The 26,668-nt window shown below is 51.5% G+C and carries 1 protein-coding gene (only partly in view); it reads left to right on the top strand.

What is annotated here, in order from left to right; genetic code table 11:
* The first annotated feature begins 8 nt into the window (after positions 1-8).
* A protein-coding gene (locus tag ACXHJ2_RS11670; protein ID WP_457874834.1) for a non-ribosomal peptide synthase/polyketide synthase crosses the window boundary here: on the top strand, positions 9-26,668 show its 5' portion. 15,718 nt of this gene lie beyond the right edge of the window; 26,660 of the gene's 42,378 nt are visible here — the first part of the coding sequence; it begins with the start codon at positions 9-11; its stop codon lies beyond the right edge, outside the window.

Here is a 26,668-nt window from a genome sequence, read left to right as displayed (position 1 = left end):
AGAGACGGATGACACAGCAAGATGTTCAATTGTTTTCCTTAAGCCAGCCACAGCAACGTATTTGGTACACGGAGCTTTTGTATCCTCATCGGAACACTTCAACCATTATTGCTACTGTGAAAATCAGAGGAACTGTTCGTATAGATGCATTGCAGCAAGCAATGAACCGGGTGATTGCCCAAAACGATTCTTTCCGTATCAAAATCACTGCTCAGGATGGAACCCCATATCAATATGTAGAGCCGTTTACAGCGGAAAGTATTGAAACGCTTCAAGTAACCCTGGAAGAAGCGAATGAATGGTTAAAGCGCCATAATCCACAGCCGTTCTCATTGTTGAATTCGCAGCTGTACCGATTTGTTATTTTGCAGTTAGGGGCAGAAGAAACCTGGTTTAATTTTAAAATGCATCATATTATTTCGGACGGCGTGTCCATGAATCAGGCCATTAATGAAATCACTGGACATTATATGGATATTGTGTACGGTACAGGACAGGATGCATCAACCAAAGGCAATCCTTATCTGGATTTTATTCAGGTAGAGCAAAGCTATGAGCAATCTGATCGCTATCAAAAGGACAAGACGTATTGGACGGAAAAGTTTGCTGATTTGCCAGAGACCACAGGTTTAAAATCATATAACCCGCTGACACTGAGCACAGCTGCACGCCGGGAGAGTTTTATACTGGAACATGGATTGTATCGTGGTGTTACGGCTTTTTGCGAGGAACATAAAATCAGTATTTTCACGTTCTTCCTGGCGGCTCTGTATATTTATTTGCATAAAGTGACGGGTGAGCAGGACTTAACCGTAGGAACACTCTATGCCAACCGTACGTCTAAGAAAGAAAAGGATACCATCGGCATGTTCGTCAGCACCGTGGCTACGCGTCTGTTGGTCGAACCGAAATCCGAACTGCTGGCCTTCTTACAGGGTGTAGGGAAGGAGCAGGCGTCCATTTTGCGGCATCAGCGTTACCCATACAACAAAATTATTCAAGATTTACGTGAACAACAAAGCAGTCTGGACATCCAGCGTCTGTTTGGGGCATCCATTCAGTACCGTACATTGAGTTTCTCCCGTTTTGATGAAGCGATTCAGCAGGTGGATAACGATTTCTGCGGAGATACAGTGAATGACTTCGATATTCACATGGTTGAAATGCTGGATGACGATAGACTCGTATTATACCTGGATTATCGTACCGAGTTGTTTAGTGAGCAGGAAATTGCTCGAATTATTCGACAATTTTTGAGTGTGGCGGGGCATATGGTACAGGGCCCACACAAGCGAATACAGGAATTGTCGCTGATCAGTGAGGAAGAACGGGCGGAAATCGTCGACGTATTCAATGCTACAGCAGTGGAATATCCACACGAAGCAGGCATTCATGAGCTGTTTGAGGAACAGGCGGCACGTACACCGAATCAGACAGCAGTTGTGTCTGGCAATGCCCATTTAACTTATGGCGAATTGAATGTAAAAGCCAATCGACTGGCTCACACGCTGCGCGGGCACGGTGTAACTGCCGAGCGAACTGTAGGTATCGTTGCAGAGCGTTCCGCAGATATGATCGTCGGTATGCTTGCGATTCTCAAAGCGGGCGGCGCATATGTGCCAATTGACCCTGATTATCCGGCTGAACGCGTGCGCTACCTGCTGGAAGATTCGGGAGCGGAGTTGCTGCTGGTGCAGCATGCGGAACAGCAACCGGAGGATTACACCGGAATTGTGCTGGATCTGAGTGATGCCGCTGTGTACGGGACAAAGAATAACCAAGACGTGAATAACATACATGGGGAACAAAACGAAGCTAGTCATGCAGATTTTACCCATTATTTAAATATGAAAAATGAGAATTTAAAAGAATCTTCTTCGTCTGTCGTAGACAGTACTACTGGAGCACATACATTTGGCAATCGACTAGCCTATCTTATGTACACTTCGGGTACGACCGGACAGCCTAAAGGAGTTATGGTAGAGCATCGCAATGTCGTGCGTTTGGTGAAAAATACAAACTATGCGCAATTGGGTGCTGACACACGCATTCTGCAAACTGGTGCCGTTGTCTTTGACGCGTCGACCTTCGAAATTTGGGGTGCGCTGTTGAATGGAGGACAGCTTGTACTGGTAAGTCAGGATGTTATTTTGGACGCTCCGAAGCTCAAGGAAGCTGTCCGCAGCCATGGTATTACGACTATGTGGCTAACTGCGCCACTCTTTAACCAGCTATCCCAGCAGGATCTGGAGTTGTTCGAGGGGGTACAAGAACTGCTGGTCGGCGGTGATGTGTTATCCGTACCGCACATTAACCGGGTGCTGGAGGCTCATCCGTCCCTACGGATTATCAACGGCTATGGCCCAACGGAAAATACAACTTTTTCTACAACTCATGCAATTGCTGGCGTGCAATCGGAAGCGGTGCCGATCGGGCGTCCGATCCACAACTCCACAGCGTATGTTGTAGACCGTTCCATGCAGCTTCAGCCTGTAGGGGCATGGGGTGAGCTAATCGTCGGCGGCGACGGGGTGGCACGTGGCTACCGGAATCGTCCTGATTTAACGGCTGAAAAGTTCATAGACAGTCCTTTCCGCAGCGGTGAGCGCTGCTACCGTACAGGCGATTTGGTGCGCTGGAATGAGGACGGAACGCTGGAATACAAAGGACGGATCGACGCACAGGTGAAAATCCGTGGCTACCGGATTGAGCTAGGCGAGGTGGAAGCGCAGCTGTTGAAGCTGGAGGCAGTGCAAGAAGCTGTTGTCATTGCACGTGAGGATGAGCAGGGACAAAAACAGCTCTGCGCATATGTGGTCACCCTTGCCGATATCACAGCAAGTGAGCTGCGAAGCGACTTGAGTCAGGAATTGCCGGGTTACATGGTGCCGTCGTATTTTGTACAGCTGGAACAATTGCCATTGACACCAAATGGCAAAGTGGATCGGCGTGCGTTGCCGCAGCCGGAGGGAAGCGTGGATTCCGGCGAGGATTATGTAGCCGCTCGTAATGAGGTAGAGCGGACATTGGTATCGGTATGGCAATCTGTACTGGGTATCGAACAGATTGGTGTTCTGGATAACTTTTTTCATTTGGGCGGCGACTCGATCAAGGCCATCCAGGTGTCTTCAAGACTGCTGCAAAATGGTTACAAGCTGGAAATGAGGGAGCTGTTCCAGTATCCAACGATTGCTGAGCTGAATGGACGGGTGCAGAGGGTGACCCGCGTGTCCGATCAAGGAGAAGTCAGAGGAAACGTGGCATTGACACCGATTCAGCATTGGTTCATTGAACAGCAGCCATCCCATCCTGAACACTATAACCAAGCTCTGATGTTGCACCGTGAGGATCGTTTGGACGAAACGGCGCTTCATCAAGCACTGCAACGCATTGTCGAGCATCATGATGCTTTGCGCATCGTATTCCGCCAGAATGCAGACGGTGGTTATGAAGCATGGAACCGTGGCGTGCAAGAAGGAGAGCTGTATAGCCTCGAAGTGATGGATTATACCACGGAGTCTGACTTTGCTCATTTGCTGGAGAACAAAGCCAGCGAAATCCAAAGCAGCATCTGTCTAGATGAAGGTCCTCTGGTGAAGCTGGGTCTGTTCCGTTGCACCGATGGAGACCATTTGCTGGTGGCGATCCACCATTTGGTGGTCGACGGCGTGTCATGGCGTATTTTGCTGGAGGATCTGGCATCCGGCTATGAGCAGGCTTTACGGGACGAGTCTGTCCGCTTGCCGAATAAGACGGATTCCTTCCGCCTGTGGGCAGATCAACTGGCAGCTTATGCGAACAGCACCGCGTTGGAGAAGGAACGTGCGTATTGGGAGCAGGTGGAGCGAGCTGGTGCTGCTCAAGAGGCATTGCCTAAGGATTACACTCGTAAATCTCAGGCCAATCCACAGCTTCGTGATGATCGAACACTGACCGTAGCGTGGACGGTCGAAGAAACGGAACAATTCTTGAAACAAGCTCATCGGGCCTACAATACAGAAGCAAACGACCTGCTGCTGACAGCTTTGGGCATCGCCATTCAGGAGTGGGCAGGCATCCGTCAGGTGATTGTAAACTTGGAGGGTCACGGACGGGAAGCCATTTTGCCGGATATGGATATTACGCGCACGGTCGGTTGGTTTACCAGTCAATTCCCAGTTGTCCTGGATATGGGCGAGGACCGGAATGTGGGACAGCGTGTCAAGAACGTCAAGGAAGGGCTGCGCCGTTTGCCGCATAAAGGGATTGGATACGGGATTTTGAGATATCTTGCTGACGGAGAAGGGAAAGCAACTTTTGTTGCCGAGCCGGAAATCAGCTTTAACTATCTTGGACAATTTGATCAGGATTTGAAGCATAATGCATTCCGCATGTCTCCTTATTCCATCGGGGCTTCCATGAGTGACACATTGACCAAGCGGTATGCGCTGGATATTAACGGCATGATCACAGACGGCGCACTGGAACTGACGATCACCTACAGCAACAAAATGTTCATGAAAAAATCAATCAAAAAGCTGGCTGATTTACTTCAGGAGAGTTTACGTGAGGTATTGGCTCACTGTGTGGTCAAAGAGTTGCCGGAGCTGACCCCAAGCGACTTGTCCTTCCAAGGACTAACGGCCGGAGAGCTGGATCATATTGTAGAGCAGACGGCTGCTGCGGGGGAACTGGAAAACATTTATTCGTTAACACCCATGCAAAAAGGCATTCTGTTCCACGGCTTAATGGAGCCGCAATCCGGGGCGTATTTTGAGCAGGCGACATTTGATCTACAAGGCAGCTTTCAAGTGGAGACTTTTGCCGAAAGCCTCAATCAACTGGTGGATCGCCATCAAATATTCAGAACGAATTTTTATAGCGGCTGGAATGAACAGCCTTTACAGGTGGTGTATCGACACAAACATGCGGGGTTCCGTTTTGAAGATATACGCTTGATGGGACAAGAAGAGCAGGACGCGTACATTGCTGATTTTGCTGAGCGCGACAAAGCCGAAGGCTTTCATTTCAGCTCAGGCGAGCTGATGCGGGTGTCTATTTTACGTACAGGCGAGGAGTCGTACCGCTTTGTGTGGAGCTTCCATCATATTTTGATGGACGGCTGGTGCTTGTTCCTGGTTGTAGGGGAAGCATTTAATACGTACTTTGCTATCCTCGAAGACCGCAAGCCGGAGCTTGCCCCGGTAACACCATACAGCGAATACATTGAATGGCTGGATCGGCAGGACAAGACGGAGGCTGAACGGTTCTGGCGCGATTATTTTGCGGGCTTTGAGCAGCAGACGGTATTGCCGCAGGTCAAACAGCTGGACGGTCACGCTAAAGCATATGAAGCGGACAAGCTTTCGTTTACACTGGGCCGTGAAGTGACGGAACGAATGAACAAGCTGGTTAAGCAGAAGCAAGTGACGGTCAACACACTTCTGCAAGCAGCGTGGGGCGTTGTGCTGCAGCGGTATAACAACAGCCGGGATGTGGTATTTGGCAGTGTCGTATCTGGTAGATCAGCCGATATTCCGGGCATAGACAAAATGATTGGGTTGTTCATTAATACGGTTCCTGTACGGATTCACAGTGAGAAAGATATGACATTTGCTGGGCTGATGAAGCAGATCCAGGAGCAGGCACTGGCTTCCCGTGCCTATGAAACCTATCCGTTGTATGACATTCAGGCCCTGACCGAGCAGAAACAGGACTTGGTAAACCATATTATCGTGTTTGAAAACTATCCGGTGGAACAGCGCATGGAGCAGATGGGTAGCCGTGGCGCGAATGGCTTTACGATTGCCAATGCTTCCATGTCAGAGCAAACGAACTATGATTTCAATATTACGGTTGTGCCGGGTGATGAAATTCATTTCCATTTGGAGTACAACGCGAAGGTGTTGGAACGTGCAGCTGTAGAGCAAATCCGTGAGCATTTGCTGCATATGATTGAAGAAGCGATTCACAGACCAGATGCACGGGTAGATGAGCTTGAATTGGTGACTGCTGCGGAAAAAGCAAAAATCATCGATGGTTTTGGATCAGTAGGCGTAGCTGCGTGGAGTGATGAAAAAGAATCTAATTTGTTGTTCCACGCCTATGTGGAAGAACAGGCACAGCTTGTGCCGGATCACGTGGCCGTTGTATACGAGGAACGGCAGTTTACGTACCGCGAGCTGAACGAGCGTGGAAACCAGCTTGCTCGCAGATTGCGGAATGAGGGCATTGGACGCGAGTCCATTGTGGGTATTTTGAGCGAACGCTCGGTGGACATGCTGGTCGGCGTATTGGCGGTCTGGAAAGCAGGAGGCGCATATGTGCCGCTGGATGCGGATTATCCGTCCGAACGGATTCGCTTTATGCTCGAGGACAGTGGTGCGACGGTGCTGCTAACGCAAACCGGTTTGCAGGAGCGTGCACAAGCATGGCTCAACTTGGATGGAGAGCAGACGGAGGGCGAACTGGAAACAGCAGCTGGCGCTGAAACGATGGAAAGAGACAGCCTGAGTGAAGGCGTAAGCTTGAAATTGGATTCGAAGTCTGACAACGAAGAAGCATCCGAACCGGCAACAGGGCTGCGTCTGCGTACTGTATTGGCATTGGACGATGAGTCGCTGTACACCGGGGGTGTCACGGATATCGAACCGATCAATGAACCGCACGATCTGGCGTATGTAATCTACACGTCGGGTACAACCGGACGTCCGAAGGGCGTCATGATCGAACATCGCAGCTTGGTGAATACGGCTGCGGCGTATCGCCGGGATTACCGTCTGAACCAGTTCCCAGTACGACTGCTGCAACTGGCCAGCTTTTCCTTCGACGTGTTCGTCGGCGATATTGCACGGACGCTTTATAACGGGGGGACGATGGTCGTCTGTCCGAAAGATGATCGCATTGATCCAAGCCGTCTGTACGGATGGATTCGCGATTACCAAATCACGGTGTTCGAATCGACTCCGGCCTTGATCGTACCGTTTATGCAGCATGTGCATGAACAGGGGCTGGACATGAGCAGCATGGAACTGCTGATCACCAGCTCGGATAGCTGCAGCGTGACGGACTACCGGGTGCTGCAAGAACGGTTTGGCGCAGATATCCGCATCATCAACAGCTACGGCGTCACGGAAGCGGCGATTGACTCCAGCTTCTACGACGAAGAGCTGTCGAAGCTGCCAAGCAGCGGCCATGTGCCGATTGGCCAGGCATGGCTGAACGCACGCTTCTACATTGTGGACAGCCAGCTGAATCCAGTGCCGATCGGCGTACTGGGCGAGCTGTGCATTGGTGGAGCAGGGGTGGCACGGGGGTACCTGAACCGTGCGGACCTGACCGCCGAGAAATTTGTAGCGAACCCGTACGTACCGGGTGAACGGCTGTATCGTACCGGCGATTTGGCGCGGTGGATGCCGGACGGCAATGTGGACTTTATTGGCCGGATGGACTATCAGGTCAAAATTCGGGGCTACCGGATCGAGCTGGGCGAGATTGAAACGGCGATCCAGCGAGTGCCAGGTGTGCGCCAAGCCGTAGTTATCGACCGAACGGACGAGCGTGGGCACAAGTATTTGTGTGGATACATCACGGGAGAAGCCGAGCTGCGGATTGAGGAAGTACAGGCAGCGCTGGAAGCCGGGTTGCCAGCGCACATGGTGCCTGCGCGCCTGATGCGACTGGAGACCATCCCGCTGACCAGCAACGGCAAAATCGACCGCAAGGCTTTACCGGAGCCAGAAGGCAGCATCCATACGGGAGCAGCCTATGTGGCCCCGCGTACCCAGGTGGAGCAAGTACTGGCTGCGGTATGGGCTGGGGTGCTGGGCGTGGAAGCCGTAGGCACGCAGGATAACTTCTTCGAGCTGGGTGGCGATTCGATCAAAGCCTTGCAAGTCTCGTCCCGATTGCTGCAAGCAGGTTATCGATTGAACATGAAGGATCTCTTCAGTAATCCGACCGTAGCGGCACTCAGTCCTTTGCTTCGTACAGATGGCAAGATGGCCAGTCAGGAAGAGGCAGTAGGCCCGGTGGAACTGACACCTATTCAGCGATGGTTCTTCGAGCAGCAGCCGGCTGACCTGCACCACAGCAACCAGGCGATGATGCTGTACCGAGCTGGGCGCTTTGACGTCGACGCGCTGCGCCGTACGATGGACCGTATGGTCCAGCATCATGACGCATTGCGCACGGTATTCCGTGAGACGGAGCAGGGCTATGTTGCTTGGAACCGCAGTGTAGCAGAAGGCGAGCTATACACGCTGGACATTGTAGATTTCAGCGCAGTGGAAGACGAATCCACCGCTGTTGAAGCCAAGGCGAGTGAAATTCAAGCGAGCATTCATTTGAGTGAGGGTCCACTTGTGAAGCTTGGTCTGTTCCACTGCGCTGAGGGCGACCATTTATTAATCGTCATTCATCATTTGGTTGTGGACGGTGTATCGTGGCGTATTTTACTGGAAGATTTGGCATCCGGTTATGAGCAGGCTGTTGCAGGTCAAACCGGCACAGCGATCCGACTGCCGCATAAAACAGATTCATTCCAGGTATGGGCCAAACAGCTGTCAGCCTATGCCAGCAGTGCGACGATGGAGCAGGAGCTTGCTTACTGGCAGCATATCGAACAAGCAGAAGCTAGCCTTGCGAAGCCTTTGCCGAAGGATTTTGCAAATGACAATGCACGGCTTGGAGACAGTGAGGTTGTGACGGTCCGCTGGACGAAGCAGGAAACCGAGCAGCTGCTCAAACAAGCTCATCGCGCGTACAACACGGAAATGAATGACCTGTTGCTGGCTGCGCTCGGAAAAGCAGTCTATGACTGGTCTGGTTCCGAACGGGTGCTGGTCAATCTGGAGGGCCATGGACGGGAAGCCATTGTATCGGATGTGGATATTACGCGCACGGTCGGCTGGTTTACGAGCCAGTTCCCGGTTGTACTGGATGGAAGTTTGGGACAAGGGGGACATACCGCTCGTCTGATCAAAAGGATCAAGGAAGGGCTGCGTCATATTCCGCAAAAAGGCATCGGCTACGGTATTTTACGATACCTGTCAGATATGAATATGCTGGAGAAAGCAGGCGTGCGGTTACAGGCTCAGCCTGAGATCAGTTTTAACTATTTGGGCCAATTCGATCAGGATTATAAAGGCAATGATCTACAGCCTTCCGCCTATTCTATCGGTGTGCCTGTCAGCACGAACGCGACTATGGATTTTGCGCTGGATATCAATGGAGTAATCGAAGATGGCGAGTTGATGTTCACGATTCGCTACGGCACAACGCAGTTCCGTCATGAAACGATTGAACGGCTTGGAGAGCTGCTGGCATCCAGCTTGCGTGAGGTGATTCATCACTGTGTTGCCCAAGAAAGAACGATGCTAACCCCAAGTGATGTCCTGTTAAACCATGTAACGCTGGATGAGCTGGAGCAATTGGTGGAGGATACGCGAGATCTGGGCGAGCTGGAAAATGTATATGCCTTGACGCCGATGCAAAAGGGGATGCTCTTTTACAGCTTGATGGATGAGGATTCGGCAGCTTATTTTGAGCAGGCCACCTTTGAGTTGAATGGCCGCTTCGATGTAGTTACTTTCGGTAAAAGCTTTGATCTGCTCGTGCAGCGTCATGAGGCATTGCGGACGAACTTTATCAACTCCTGGAAGGATGAGCCTGTACAGGTCGTTTTCCGCAACCGTAGCGGACAATTATATTATGAAGACCTGCGCGGACTGGAAAAAGAGGAACGAGCAGCTCGTGTTGAAGCTTTTGTCATCGAAGATAAAGCAAAAGGATTCAATCTCGCAGAGGGCGCACTCATTCGTATCTCCATCCTGCAAACCGGGGATGAAACGTATCACTTTATCTGGAGCTTCCATCACATTTTGATGGATGGCTGGTGCTTGTCCTTTATGACACAGGAGGTATTCGGTAGCTATCTGGCACTGCGTGCGGGAGGGGAGCCAGTACTGGAGCCAGTCACGCCGTTCAGTCGATTTATTGAATGGCTGGAACGTCAGGACCGTGAGGCAGCCTTGCAATACTGGAGTGGGTATTTGGCGGACTACGAGCAGCAAATTACGCTTCCACAGCAAAAAACACAGTCGAAATCTTTACAATCCGGGGAGTATGTCGCTGAAGATCTGGAATGTAACTTCCAGCCAGAGCTGGTTGCTCAGATCGAACGGGTGGCGAAGCAAAATCAGGTCACGATCAACACACTGATTCAGACCGTATGGGGCGTTCTGTTGCAAAAATATAACAACAGTACGGATGTCGTGTTCGGTAGCGTTGTGTCCGGTCGTCCAGGGGATATTCCAGGCGTGGAGCACATGATCGGGCTGTTCATTAATACCATTCCAGTGCGTGTGCAGTTTGAACAAGGTGAAACCTTTGTCGAGCTGATGAAACGAACCCAGCAGCAGGCGCTGGCTTCCAATGCCTACGATGCATTCCCGTTGTATGAAATTCAGGCGCTGACCGAGCAGAAACAGGATTTAATTAATCATATTATGATATTTGAAAATTATCCGGTGGGACAGCAGGTAGAACAGTTAGGTAGCGAGGGACAGGATAAATTTACGATTTCGAACGTGGTGGCTACAGAGGAAACCAACTACGATCTGAACGTAGCTGTTATGCCGGGAGAAGGCATCAAGATTCGCTTTATGTATAACGCGCTCAGCTTTGATCAAGCAGGTATTGAGCGTCTGCATGGGCATTTAGCACGCCTGCTGGAGCAAATTTCGCTCAACCCGCATGTTCGGGTTGAAGAGCTGGAATTAGTCACAGCAGCGGAAAAGCAGCAGATTACAGGAGCGTTTAATGCGACGGCTTCAGCATATCCAAGCCATCAGACGATCCAAAAGCTGTTTGAGGAGCAGGCTGAACGCACACCAGATCATGTAGCTGTCGTTTGGGAGCATCAATCCTTAACCTATCGTGAACTGAACGAGAGAGCCAACCGTCTTGCACGCACCTTGCGCACAGAAGGAGTAGAATCGGAACAGCCGGTAGGCATTCTGGCGCAGCGCTCGCTGGACATGATCGTAGGCATCTATGCGATCCTTAAGGCTGGCGGAGCTTATGTACCAATCGATCCGGAATATCCGGCCGACCGCATCCGCTTTATGCTGGAGGATTCGGGAGCGAAACTCGTGCTGACGTCATCGCACCTGGCCGAGCAAGCATCGCTGAGTTTCGACGGCCAGGTGCTGGTGTTGGAACGCAACGACATCTACCACGAAGATAGCTCCAACTTGGAGCCGTTGTCGGGGCCACATCATGTCGCCTATGTGATCTACACCTCCGGTTCCACTGGAAAACCGAAAGGTGTAATGGTGGAGCACCATTCCGTGCTGAACCGGATTTTGTGGATGCATGATCGCTACGGCTTGAGTGCGGAGGATACAATTCTGCAAAAAACCACCTTCACCTTCGACGTGTCGGTGTGGGAGCTGTTCTGGTGGTCGATGGTCGGCTCGAAGGTGAGTTTGCTGTCAGTCGGCGGGGAGAAGAACCCAGAAGACATCGTCGACACGATTGCCCGTGATGGCGTGACCACGATGCACTTTGTACCGGCTATGCTGCATGCGTTCCTGGAATACGTGGAGCAACAGCCACGGGAAGTGATGCAAGCGAAGCTGGGCACGCTGCGCCATGTCTTTGCCAGTGGTGAAGCCTTACCACCGCAGCATGTGGCGAGGTTCCAACGTCTCGTGTCGAGCCTAGCAGGAGCGAAGCTGATCAACCTGTACGGCCCGACGGAAGCGACGGTGGACGTATCGTACTTCGATTGCAAGCTGGATGAAGAATATACAGTTATTCCCATCGGGAAACCGATTCAAAATATTCGTTTGTACATCGTGAAGGAAGGCAAAGAGCAATTGCAACCGATTGGGGTTGCGGGTGAGCTGTGCATCGGCGGTGTCGGCGTAGCTCGCGGTTACCTGAACCGACCGGAGCTGACGGCTGAGAAATTCGTAGCCGATCCGTTTGCTGGTGGGGAAGCAGGCTATGAGCGGATGTACCGCACAGGCGATTTGGCGAGATGGTTGCCAGACGGGAACATCGAATATTTGGGACGGATTGACCATCAGGTAAAAATCCGGGGTTATCGAATCGAACTGGGCGAGGTGGAAACGCAACTGCTCCAGGTGGAATCGGTACGAGAAGCCGTGGTCATGGCTCGTGCGGATGAAACGGGCCAAAACCAAATGGTGGCCTACTATGTTGCGGGGCAAGAACTCAGTGCCAGTGAGCTGAGAAGTGAGCTGGGCCGAGAACTGCCAAGCTACATGGTACCATCCTACTTTGTACAGCTGGAGCAGATGCCACTGAGTCCAAACGGCAAAATTGACCGCAAGGCTCTGCCGGTACCCGAAGGCAGTCTGCAAAGCGGAGCGGAGTATGTAGAGCCGCGCACTGGAGCCGAACGGGCACTCGTAGCAATCTGGCAGTCCGTTCTGAACGTACAAACGGTCGGTATTTTAGACAACTTCTTTGATCTGGGCGGCGACTCCATCAAGGCGATTCAATTCTCTTCCCGACTGCTTCAAGCCGGGTACAAGATGGATATGAAGGACTTGTTCAAATTTCCAAATGTGAAGGAGCTGGCTCCGCATCTTCGGTTAGCGGACAAGCAAACGACCGAGCAAGGCGAGGTCACGGGGAAAGTGGCGCTAACGCCGACCCAATACTGGCTTGCAGAACAAGGGCAAGTGCATGCGTATCCATTTAACCAGGCGGTTATGCTGCATCTGAAGCAGGGCTTTGACGAATCCGCTCTACGTCAGGCGCTCATGAAGCTAACTGAGCACCATGATGCACTACGGATGGTGTTCAGAAAGACGGAGCAAGGCTATGAAGCATGGAACCGTGGAGTACATGAGGGCGAACTGTATCATCTGGATGTATTGAACTTTAGAGATGTCACTGATGAAGCCTTGCTTAGTGCGACGATTGAGGCGAAAGTCAGCGAAATTCAAAGCAGTATTTATGTGCATGAAGGCCCGTTATTTAAAGCTGGTTTGTTCCACTGTGCGGATGGGGATCATTTGCTCATAGCCATCCACTATTTGGTGGCAGACGGGGTATCGTGGCGCATTTTGTTGGAGGATTTAGCCACAGTCTATGAGAAAGCCGTCCATCAAGAAGTGCTTCAGTTACCGGATAAAACGGACTCGTTCCGTTCCTGGTCTCAAAGACTGTACACCTATGCGAATAGTGCAGCACTGGAAGGCGAACGCGCCTATTGGGAGCATCTGAACGCATCCGCTTTGGCTGACCAGGTACGCTTGCCTGAGGATCAAGCACAGGATGGCAAATTTATCTTGGCTGACACGGGTAAAATGGTCGTTAAGCTTTCGGAAGAAGAGACAGAACGGCTATTGAAGCAAGCGCACCGCGCATATAACACGGAAGTGAACGATCTGCTGCTGACAGCTTTGAGCATGATGCTGTACACATGGACCGGTCATGAACGTAGCCTGATCAATTTGGAAGGATATGAACGTGAGGGCATTTTACCAGATACGGACCTTTCTCGTACGATAGGTTGCTTTACGGTTCAATATCCAATATGGCTGAACATCGGCAGTGATTCTACTTTATCGGGACGCATCAAACAGGTCAAAGAGAGTCTGCGTGATATTCCGAATAAGGGAATTGGCTACGGAATCTGGAGATATTTGAGTGAATCCGGCCAAGCCACGGATCAGCAAGCAGATGCACTGAATCTCGGTCAACATCAAGCTTTTGCCGAGCCACAGGTAAGTTTTAGCTATCACGGACAGTTTGATCAGGAGTTGCAAAACAGTGATATCCGTATGTCACCTTACTCGATTGGATCGGTCGTTAGTGATCAGCTGGAGATGAAATACGATTTCATTGTGGACGCGAGTGTAACCAACGGTATCCTGAAACTGGATATTCGATATAACAGCAAGGTCTTCCGTAAGGACACCATCCAAATGCTGGCTAACCTGCTAAAAGCCAATCTGCTTGAAATTATCGAGCACTGTGTTGCAAGGGAGCAGAACGAATTGACTCCAAGTGATGTACTGTTTAAAGGTCTGACCTTGGAGCAATTAGATACGATTAAGGAGCAGACAAAGACGGTTGGGGAATTGGAAGACGTGTACCCGCTAACGCCAATGCAAAAGGGTATGCTGTTCCATAGTTTGATGAATACACAAACCGAAGTGTATTTTGAACAGTTGACGTTTGATCTTGAAGGAGATTTTGAACCGAGCATGTTTGAGGAAAGTGTGAAGCTGCTCGTAAGCCGTCATGCAATTTTCCGTACAAATTTCTACAGTGGCTGGCATGGTCAACCGTTGCAGGTTGTCTATCGTCATAAAAATGCGAGCTTCCGTTATGAAGATGCCAGAGGGCGTGAAAACACTGTAGCTGAATTTGTGACACAGGACAAAGCTCGAGGTTTTGATTTAGGCAAGGATGCGCTGATGCGTATAGCTGTCTTCCGTACAGGGGATTGCTCATACCGATTTGTATGGAGCTTCCATCATATCCTGATGGACGGCTGGTGTCTGTCACTTGTCATGGAAGAAGTGCTAAGTGCGTATTCGTCTTTGATGAAGAACAGGCAGCCGGAACTACCACCTGTTAGACCATATAGCCGTTACATTGAATGGCTGGAACAGCAGAAAGCGCAGGAAGCGGCTCGCTATTGGAGCGACTATTTGGCGGGTTATGAGCAACAGACCTTGTTGCTTGGTGAGAAAGCGCAGGCTTCTGTAACAGTGCAGAATGAGGATGCAGACGGAAGTGACGGGCGTTCGGATACAGGCTATGTTTTGGAGAAGGTGACCTTTGGGTTAGGTAAAGAGCGGAGTACCGCATTGAAGCGTATTGCAAAGCAACAGAAAGTAACAATTAATACGATTTTACAGAGTGCGTGGGGTGTTATTTTACAGAAATACAATAATAATCAGGATGTCGTGTTTGGTAGTGTGGTATCCGGGCGTCCAGCAGAAGTCGCAGGCGTGGAGAGCATGATCGGTTTGTTCATTAATACAATTCCGGTACGCATTTACAGTGAGCGGAATGCAACATTTGCTGAAATATTAAAGCGTACACAGGAACAGGCTTTGAGCTCCGGTCCATATGACACGTTTCCGCTCTACGATATTCAGGCGCTGACTGAACAAAAACAAGACCTGATTAATCATATTATGGTCTTTGAAAACTATCCGATCGGGCAAAAGATATCTCAGGCGATTGATTCCGGCGAAGCAGACGCACATACAGGCTTATCTATAGCCAATGTGGCAATTGCAGAGCAAACCAACTACGATTTTAACCTGATTGTCGTGCCTGACGAGGATATCACGATCCTGCTGGAATACAATGAACTGGTATATAACCGGTCCGAAATGCAGCGCATCAAGGGTCATATCGAGCATGTCATTAGGCAAATTGTGGAGAATCCGAATATCCGTGTGAGTGAGTTGGAATTGATAACATCGGAAGAACAAGCGCAGATTATTCAGGTTTGGGGCGATACTGCAACAGCTTATCCACAGGATCAGACGTTAAGTGCGGTGTTCGAGGAACAGGTGGCACAGACACCGGATCAGGTAGCATTAATGTTTGGACATCAGAGTCTGACTTATCGGGAGCTGAATGAACGAGCCAACTCATTGGCACGAATACTTCAAGCACAGGGGGTAGGACCTGATAAGCTGGTCGGCCTGATGGTGCATCGCTCAGTGGAAATGATCGTAGGTCTGCTGGCCGTTCTAAAAGCAGGCGGTGCATATGTGCCAATTGATCCCGAATTTCCGTCATCTCGTATTCAATACATGCTGGAAGATAGCGAGGCCACAGTGCTTCTGACCAGTCGTGATCTGTTGGAAGAGCACCATTGCAACGCCAATGCAATATTTATTGAGGATGCAGAATTGTATCAGGGAGAAAGCAGCAACCTGGAGGCGATTGCCCGCTCAGAGCATTTGGCTTACGTCATCTATACCTCTGGTTCAACTGGAAATCCGAAAGGGGTTATGCTCCAGCATCGCTCAGTACTCAACTTTATTACAGGTATGCGCGAAGCAATTGACTTTGAAACGAGTCAAACCATTTTGTCACTGACGACCATTTCATTCGATATTTTTGTCTTGGAAACCATCCTGCCTCTGCTGGGTGGCATGACGGTTGTGCTTGGCGACCGCCAGCATCAGGTGAATCCTCAGGCACTTGGTGAGTTGATTACTCATCATCATATTGAGATGTTGCAAATGACACCATCGCGGGTGCAAATGCTACTGGGTCATGAAACAGGTTCCCAAGCACTGCAAAGCGTGAAGGCAATTATGGTCGGGGGTGAAGCCCTACCGTCCAAGCTGTTGGGAGATCTGCAAAAGATAAACGGTCCTCGCATTTACAATATGTACGGACCTACAGAAACGACAGTTTGGTCGACTGTACAGGAACTGACCCATGCTCATCAAATTAATATCGGACGTCCTATCGCGAATACCCAAATATATATCATGAACGCGGATGGGGGATTGCAGCCAATCGGTGTGCCGGGCGAATTATGTATTGCAGGGCAAGGATTAGCCCGTGGTTATTGGAAACGCGAAGAACTAACGGCCGAGAAATTTGTAGAGAACCCGTTTGCCGGAGGCAAAGCAGGCTATGAACGGATGTACCGCACCGGCGATTTGGCGAGATGGATGCCGGACGGCAACATTGAATATCTGGGTCGGATCGATCATCAGGTGAAAATCCGGGGGTACCGGATTGAGCTGGGCGAGGTGGAAACGCAGCTGCTCCAAGTAGAATTGGTACGCGAAGCGGTCGTCGTGGCCCGTACGGACGAAATGGGCCAAAACCACATGGTGGCCTACTATGTCGCGGGACAAGAAGTCGAGGCCAGCAAGCTAAGAAGTGAGCTGGGACGGGAGTTGCCAGGCTACATGGTGCCATCCTACTTTGTACAACTGGAACAGCTGCCACAGACACCGAATGGCAAAATCGACCGCAAGGCCTTGCCGGCACCGGAAGGCAGCCTGCAAACTGGAGTCGATTATGCCGAGCCGCGTACCGTGCAAGAACGCGCGCTGGTAGCGGTCTGGCAGTCAGTGCTGGGACTACAGACGGTTGGTATTTTGGACAATTTCTTTGATCTGGGCGGTGATTCGATCAAGGCGATCCAAATCGCGTCCCGTGCGTTCCAGGCCGGCTATAAGCTGGACATGAAGGATTTGTTCCAGTATCCAACCGTTGAAGCCCTGGCACCGCATATGCACGAGGTCCGTCGTATGGCAGATCAGGAAGAAGTCAGCGGGGAAACGGCGCTACTTCCGATCCAGCATTGGTTCTTTGCGCAGGAGCGCGAGCGTCCGCAGCACTTTAATCAGGCGGTTATGCTCTATCGCGCCGAGGGTTTTGAGGAGACAGCGGTTCGCCAAGCCATGGATCACCTCGTGAAGCATCATGATGCGCTGCGTATGGTATTCCATCAGACTTCCGCTGGTTATACAGCTTGGACTCGCCATGTAGAGGAAGGCACGTTATATACACTGGAAACTTTGGATTACCGTGAACGGGCCGCTTATGCGGAAGAGTTGGAAGCGAAGGCAACGGAAATCCAAAGCAGCATGGACCTGTCCGCAGGACCTTTGGTGAAACTCGGATGGTTCCGCACAGCGGAGGGCGACCATCTGCTGATCGCCATTCACCACTTGGTGGTGGACGGGGTGTCGTGGCGGATTCTGTTTGAAGATTTCTCGACAGGCTACGAGCAGGCGATCCAGGGCGAGTCCGTACGATTGCCCTATAAAACAGATTCCTTCCAAACTTGGGCACGGGAGTTATCCTCTTATGCTAACCGTCCTGAGGCTGCATCGGATGAAGTCTATTGGAAGCAGCTGGAACAGGTCAAAGCTGAAGCTGCACCACTGCCTAAGGATTTTGCCTACGAGGGCTCCGTGAATGCAGACGGCGAAGTGCTGACGGTGGAGTGGACTGAAGCTGAAACCCAGCAACTGCTGAAGCAGGCCCATCGCGCCTATAACACCGAGGTCAATGATTTGCTGCTGACCGCGCTGGGACTCGCGGTGCACAACTGGACAGGTGCAGGACATGTACTGGTGAACCTGGAGGGCCATGGCCGGGAAGCGATCTTGCCAGAGGTGGATATTACACGTACAGTAGGCTGGTTTACGAGCTTGTATCCAGTGCTGCTGGAGACCGGCAAGGAAATGACACTGGCTCAGCGGATTAAAGAAACGAAGGAAGGCCTGCGGCGTATTCCGCATAAAGGGCTTACCTATGGCACTTGGCGTTACCTGTCCTCTGCGTTGCCTGCAGATGAAATGGACACGATCGCAGCCGAGCCGGAAATCAGCTTTAACTATTTGGGTCAGGTCGATCAGGATCTGCAAAATAGTGGAATCACGTTGTCCTCCTACCGTGCAGGGGAAACAGAGGATGCCCATTCCCGCTTGCCATACACGCTGGATCTGAACGCGATGATCTCGGAAGGCACGCTGCGTTTGACGATCGCTTACAGCCGTAAGCAGTATCGTAAAGAAACGCTGGAACGGGTGGCGGGGCTAATGAAATCTGCTTTGCAGGAGGTCATTGCGCATTGCGTCGCTCAAAAGCAGCCTCAGCTGACGCCAAGTGATGTATCCTTCAAAGGTCTGACGACTGGAGAACTGGAACAGATTGCGGAACAGGCGGCACGTATTGGTGAGCTGGAAAATGTATACGCACTGACACCGATGCAGAAGGGCATGCTCTTTTACAATCTGATGGATTCGCAATCGGGCGCGTATTTTGAACAGGCCTCCTTTGATCTGCGAGGACATTTTAATATCGCTGCCTTTGCAGCCAGTTTGGATGTATTGGTGCAGCGGCATACGGTACTGCGCACGAACTTCTACAGCGGCTGGAAGGATGAACCGCTTCAGGTCGTGTGCCGGAATAAGCGCAGCGAACTGTATGTTGAAGATTTAAGGGACATGGAGGACGAGCAGCAAAACGAATACATGCTCGAATTTACGCGTAAAGACAAGCAAAGAGGCTTTGACCTGGCACAAGACGCCTTGATGCGTGTCGCTGTGTTGCGCACAGGTGAGGAGACGTATCGTTTTGTATGGAGCTTTCACCATATTGTGATGGACGGCTGGTGCTTGTCGCTGGTGACCAACGAAGTGTTTGCAAGTTATTTTGCGATACTGGCTCATAAACAACCGGAACTGGTCCCTGTAACCCCGTACAGTCAGTATATCGAATGGCTGGAACAGCAGGATCGTCAGGCCGCATCCAGCTACTGGAGCAAGGTGCTGGAAGGATATGAGGAGCAGTCCCGCTTGCCACAGGCAAAAATCCAGGGCAAAACGGGGTATCAGGCGGAGCGTCTGGATTTTGATTTGGGCGCGGAACTAACCGCTCGTATTCAGCACATAGCCAAGCGTTATCAGGTCACCGTCAATACGTTGATGCAGACCGTTTGGGGCCTTTTGCTGCAAAAATATAATGGCACCGATGATGTCGTGTTTGGCAGCGTAGTATCTGGACGTCCGGCAGACATTCCGAATGTGGAGCATATCATTGGCCTGTTTATCAATACGATTCCAGTACGTATCCGTAGTCATAAGGACAGTGTATTCTCGGGCGTGATGAAGCACGTCCAGGAGCAATCGATTGCTTCCCATGTGTATGATACGTATCCGTTGTATGAAATTCAGGGGTTGTCGGAGCTTAAGCAGGATTTGATCAACCATATTCTTATTTTTGAGAACTATCCGGTAGAGGAACAAATCGAGCAATTAGGTAGTGGTGAGGCATCCAGCTTCACGATCACAGGAGCCGAGTCTGTCGAGCAGACCAACTATGACTTTAACCTGGTGGTGCTGCCAGGGGATACCATCCACATGAGCTTTGGCTATAATGCCCTGGCCTTTGAACGGGAAAGTGTAGAGCACATTCGAGGTCATCTGGTGCAGCTACTGGAGCAGGTGACAGCGAATCCGAACATTCGCGTACATGAACTGGACATGGTTACGATGCAGGAGCGTAAGCAGATCGTTGAGGTATGGGGAAATACAGCGGTAGCCTATCCAAGTAAACAAACGATTCACGGCTTGTTCGAAGTGCAAACTGCACAGACACCGGAGCAGACAGCCTTGTTCTTTGAAGGAGAGCAGCTGACTTATCGCGAGCTGAATGAACGCGCCAATCGATTGGCTCGTACCTTGCGCAGTCAAGGGGTGACGAAGGATCGTTTGGTGGGTCTGATGACCGAGCGTTCGGTAGACATGATTGTGGGTATCTTCGGGATTTTAAAAGCCGGAGGTGCATATGTGCCCATTGATCCGACGTATCCAGAGGAACGTATCCGCTATATGCTGGACGACTCGGGTGCGAAGCTGCTGTTAACACAAAGTCATCTGGTAGACAAAGTAGCTATCGACGGTCAAGTACTGGTATTGGATGGAGCACAAACCGTGTACCACGAGGATGGTTCCAATCTGGAGCCGCTGTCTGGTCCGAACGATCTGGCGTATGTAATCTATACGTCGGGTACAACCGGACAGCCGAAGGGCGTTATGCTGGAGCACCACGGGCTGTGCAATCTGAAAACGTATTTTGATCAGACACTCAAGATTAGTACAACGGATCATGCGTTGCTGTTTGCCAGCTATTCGTTCGATGCGGCTTGCTGGGAAATCTTCCAAGCGCTGTTCTGCGGGGCTACGTTATATGTGCCAACAACAGAGACGATTTTGAACTACGAGCGGTTTGAGCAATATATGGCGGATCACCACATTACGGTGGCCGCTTTGCCACCGACCTATGCGGTGTATCTGAAGCCAGAGCGGATGCCAAGCCTGCGTATTCTGTTCACTGCGGGTTCAGCCTCATCCACCGAACTGGTATACAAGTGGAAGGATCAGGTGGCGTACTACAATGGCTATGGTCCAACCGAAAACTCGGTGGCAACATCCATCTGGCCGGTATCCGAGGATGAAAGGGCAGGACAACTCATTTCCATCGGACGTCCTGTGCCGAATCACCGGGTATACATGGTGGATGTGCATGGACATTTGGCGCCGGTCGGCGTAGCAGGTGAGCTGTGCGTGTCCGGTCCGGGTCTGGCGCGTGGTTATCTGGATCGCCCAGAGCTGACGGCGGAGAAATTCGTAGCGAACCCGTTTGCAGCGGGTGAAGCAGGCTATGAACGAATGTACCGTACGGGGGACTTGGCGAGATGGATGCCTGATGGCAACATTGAATATTTGGGCCGGATCGACCATCAGGTGAAAATCCGGGGCTACCGGATCGAACTCGGCGAAGTCGAGGCACAAATGTTGAAAGTGGAAAACGTGCAAGAAGTCATCGTCCTGGCCCAAGCGGACGAGCAGGGACAAAACCAACTGGTGGCGTACTATGTCGCTGAAAGAGACGTAAGCGCTGGGGAGCTGCGCGGCTTCCTGGGTGAGGAGCTGCCAAACTACATGGTGCCTTCGTATTTCATCCAGCTGGAGCAGATGCCGCTGACACCGAACGGCAAAATCGACCGTAAGGCCCTGCCGGCACCGGAAGGCAGTCTGCAAAGCGGAGCGGATTATGTAGAGCCGCGCACAGCGCTGGAGCAGACGTTGGCTTCGATTTGGCAGTCTGTATTAGGAACGAAGAACATCGGTATTTTAGATAATTTCTTTGATCTGGGCGGCGATTCGATCAAAGCAATCCAGGTATCCTCCCGCTTGCTGCAAGCGGGCTACAAGCTGGACATGAAGGATTTGTTCCAATATCCATCCATTTCGCTGCTGAGTGGTCATGTACACCCAGTTAGTCGTACGGCCGATCAGGGCGAGGTTTCGGGCAGCGTCAAGCTGACCCCGATCCAGCAGTGGTTTTTTGGACTATCGTCGGCAGAGCCGCATTATTTCAACCAGTCGGTGATGCTGCATAGAGCAGAAGGCTTCGACATAGGCGCATTGCATCGCACGGTGACCCAGGTGACGGAGCATCATGATGCGCTGCGTATGGTCTTCCGTCAGACCGAACAGGGCTATGAGGCGTGGAATCGCGGTGTGAACGAAGGCGAGCTGTACAGTCTGGACGTTGTAGATTTGACGAAGGTGCAAAACATGGCAGAGGTGGCAGCCGCAATTGAGATGAAAGCCAATGCCATCCAAAGCTTTATTTGTCTGGATGAAGGACCGCTGGTGAAGCTGGGACTTTTCCGCTGCATGGATGGAGATCATTTACTGATTGCCATTCACCATTTGGTCATAGACGGGATCTCATGGCGGATTGTGTTTGAAGATTTTGCGACTGGCTATGAGCAGGCCGTTCGGGGAGAAGCGATTCGCTTGCCTTATAAAACGGATTCGTTCTCCGCTTGGGCAGAGCGGTTGTCTCAATATGCGAACAGTCCGGCCATCGACAACGAACGCGAATACTGGCAGCGTCTTGCCCACATGGCAGTCGCATCGCTACCTAAGGATCAAGATAAAGCAGCAGGACAGCCTTTTTGGGTCAGAGATAGTGAGACGGTGACCGTGGCTTGGAACGAACAGGAAACCCGGTTGCTGCTTCAGGAATCACATCGTGCGTACAACACGGAGGTCAATGATCTGCTGTTAACCGCACTCGGCAGCGCATTGTACAACTGGAGCGGGCAGAAGCGTGTGCTGGTCAATCTGGAGGGGCATGGCCGGGAAGCTATTGTTCCAGATGTGGATATCACACGTACCGTGGGCTGGTTTACGAGTCAGTATCCGGTACTGCTGGATGTGGATGGAACATCAGAAGTAGGGCAGCGCATCAAGCGGGTAAAAGAGGACCTGCGCCATGTCCCGCATAAGGGCATTGGCTACGGTATTTTGAAGTATATGTCTTCGGATAATGCCGATCCTTCCTTGAATCTGCAGCCTGAGATCAGCTTTAACTATTTGGGACAATTTGATCAGGATTTGGAACAGAGTGACATCGTGCTGTCTTCGCATACGGACGGAGAACCGATGAGTGGTTATACCGTGCTGGAGCAGCCGCTGAATGTGAACGGCATGATTACAGCAGGCGTGCTGACACTGGAAATTCGCTATGACAGCCAAGTATATCATCAGCAAAACGTAGAAAAGTTTGCGCAGTTGCTACGGGAAAGCTTGCAGGAAGTCATCAAGCATTGTGCCTCCCAAGAGCGGAGCGAACTAACGCCAAGCGATGTCTTGTTCAAAGGCTTGTCGTTGGAACAACTGGAGCAATTAACAGAGCAAACGGCTTCTGTGGGTGAACTGGAAAATGTGTATGCTCTTTCTCCCATGCAGAAAGGGATGCTGTTCCATAGCTTGATGGAATCGGACTCAGGCGCATACTTCCAGCAAGCCTCGTTTGATCAAAAAGGCAGCTTCGATGTTGCTATTTTCCGTAAGAGCCTGGATCTGCTGACACAGCGTCATGAAGCGCTGCGGACGAATTTCCATCGGTTTGAGACCGGACACGGTCAGGAACCATTGCAGATTGTATTCCGTCACAAAGATAGCGATCTTTCCTACAAGGATGTACGCGGAATGCAGAAAGCAGAACAACAGGCGTATATCCAGGCGTTGAAGCAGGAGGATCAGGCTCGGGGCTTTGATCTCGGTACGGATGCACTGATGCGCGTACAGGTATGGCAGACCGATGAAGAAACGTATCACTGGGTCTGGAGCTTCCATCACATTATCATGGACGGCTGGTGCTTATCGCTCGTTACGGGTGAGGTGTTTGGTACGTACTTTGCCCTGCTGGAGCAGAAACAGCCGGAGCTGGCTCCGATCACACCGTATGGCCAATATATCGAGTGGCTGGAGCATCAGGACGAACGTGCGGCAAAAGAGTATTGGAGCAACTATTTGGCGGGCTTTGAACAGCAGACGTTGCTGCCTGGATCGGATACTGCATCGAAAGATCACGTGACGGATAGCAGCGAAAGTGTTCTGCCCACGACAACAAGCGATACCAGCAAATATGTTTCTGAAAAAATAACGGTAGAGCTGGATCCAACGTGGAGCGAAGCCATGTACCGGATTGCCAAGCAGCAGCAGGTCACGATTAATACGCTGATGCAGAGCGTGTGGGGCGTTATTTTGCAGCAATATAACAACAATGAGGATGTTGTATTCGGCAGTGTCGTATCTGGACGTCCGACGGATATTGCGGGTGTAGAAAATATGATCGGTTTGTTCATTAATACCATCCCGGTTCGGATTCAAAGTGAACGGAATGCCACGTTTGTCGACATCATGCGGAACACGCAGGAGCAAGCGCTGGCTTCGGGAGTATATGACAGCTTCCCGCTATATGAAATTCAGGCGCTGACCGAGCAGAAGCAGCATCTGATTAATCACATTATGGTATTTGAGAATTACCCGGTAGAGGAGCAGGTCGAGCAGCTAGGCGAAGTTCGTCCGTCTGCATTTGACATTACGAATGTAGAGGTTGTTGAGCAGACGAACTATGATCTGGACTTGATTGTGATGCCGGATGAAACCTTCCGTATCATGTTCAGATACAACGCCAATGTATACGATCGGTCTACGATCGAGCGGATGCAGGGACATGTACTGCATGTCATCGAGCAAATCGTGAACAATCCGCATATCCGTGTGAATGAGCTGGAATTGGTGACACCAGAAGAACAGGCACAGATCGTTCAGGTATGGGGAGATACGGCGGCAGCCTATCCGCAGGATCAAACGCTAAGCGCACTGTTTGAGCAGCAGGCAGCAATTACACCGGATCAGGCAGCGGTGATATTCGGGTCGGAGATGTTGACCTACCGTGAGCTGAACGAGCGAGCCAACCGTTTGGCTCGGACGCTGCGTGCGAAAGGGGTTGAACCGGATCAGCCTGTGGGCATTCTGCTTCACCGTTCGCTGGACATGATCGTAGGTATCTACGCGATCCTCAAGGCAGGCGGAGCTTATGTACCGATCGATCCGGAATATCCGGCCGACCGCATCCGCTTTATGCTGGAGGATTCAGGCGCGAAGCTGGTGCTGACGCAATCGCATCTGGCGGAGCAAGCATCACGGAGTTTCGACGGTCAGGTGCTGGTGCTAGATCGTCAGGAGCAGGCTGGCAAGAATATTTACCACGAAGATGGTTCAAATCTGGAGCCACTGGCTGGGCCGCACCATGTCGCCTATGTCATCTACACCTCCGGTTCCACTGGAAAACCGAAGGGTGTAATGGTGGAGCACCATTCCGTGTTAAACCGGATTTTGTGGATGCATGATCGCTACGGCCTGGGTGCAGAAGATACGATCCTGCAAAAGACCGCCTTCACCTTCGACGTGTCGGTGTGGGAGCTGTTCTGGTGGTCGATGGTCGGCTCAAAGGTAAGCCTGCTGTCGGTCGGCGGGGAAAAGAACCCGGAAGACATCGTCGACACGATTGCCCGCGATGGCGTGAGCACGATGCACTTTGTACCAGCCATGCTGCATGCGTTCCTGGAGTATGTGGAACAGCAGCCACGAGAAGTGATGCAAGCGAAGCTGGGCACACTGCGCCATGTCTTTGCCAGTGGTGAAGCGTTGCCGCCACAGCATGTGGCCCGGTTCCAGCGGCTCGTGTCGAGCCTGGCCGGAGCGAAGCTGGTCAACCTGTATGGCCCAACCGAAGCGACGGTGGACGTATCGTACTTCGATTGCGAGCCTGATGTAGCCTATTCGGTTATTCCGATCGGGAAACCGATTCAAAACATTCGTCTGTACATCGTCAAGGAAGGCACGGAGCAATTGCAGCCAATTGGCGTGGCAGGTGAACTGTGCATTGGCGGTGTCGGCGTAGCACGAGGATATCTGAACCGTCCAGAGCTGACGGCCGAGAAATTTGTAGCTGATCCGTTTGCCGGCGGGGAAGCAGGGTATGAGCGGATGTACCGCACCGGCGATTTGGCGAGATGGATGCCGGACGGGAACATTGAATATCTGGGCCGGATCGACCATCAGGTGAAAATCCGGGGGTACCGGATTGAGCTGGGCGAGGTGGAAACGCAGTTGCTCCAAGTGGAATCGGTACGCGAAGCCGTGGTCATGGCTCGTGCAGACGAAACGGGACAAAAACACATGGTGGCCTACTATGTCGCGGGGCAAGAAATCAGTGCCAGCGAGCTGAGAAGTGCGCTGGGGCAGGAGCTGCCAAGCTACATGGTACCATCGTACTTTGTACAGTTGGAGCAGATGCCACTGAGTCCCAATGGCAAAATCGACCGCAAGGCACTGCCAGCACCGGAAGGTAGCCTGCAAAGCGAAGCCGAGTATGTTGCACCGCGGACGTGGGTGGAAGTGAAGCTGGCGCAAATTTGGCAGGATGTGCTGGGCCTGGCACAGGTCGGCGTGAAGGAAAACTTCTTCGAGATCGGTGGACACTCACTGCGGGCGACGACACTAACCTCGAAGATTCACCAAGAGCTGAACAAGCAGCTTCCTCTGCGCAGTATTTTTGAAGCACCAACGATTGAACAACTGGCGGCTGTGCTGGAACAGCTGGATCAGGTGGCGTATGCGTCCATTCCAGTAACGGAAGAGCGTAGCTTCTATCCACTATCCTCGGCGCAAAAACGACTGTATGTGCTGCATCAGTTCGATCCGCAGGATGTGAACTACAACATGCCGTCGGTGCTGCAAGTGAGCGGTCCGCTGGACGTGAAACGAGTGGA

Source organism: Paenibacillus sp. ALE3 (genome assembly GCF_054113405.1).
The sequence above is the reverse complement of the archived record's forward strand: the minus strand, read 5'-3'. Positions and strand labels throughout refer to the sequence as shown.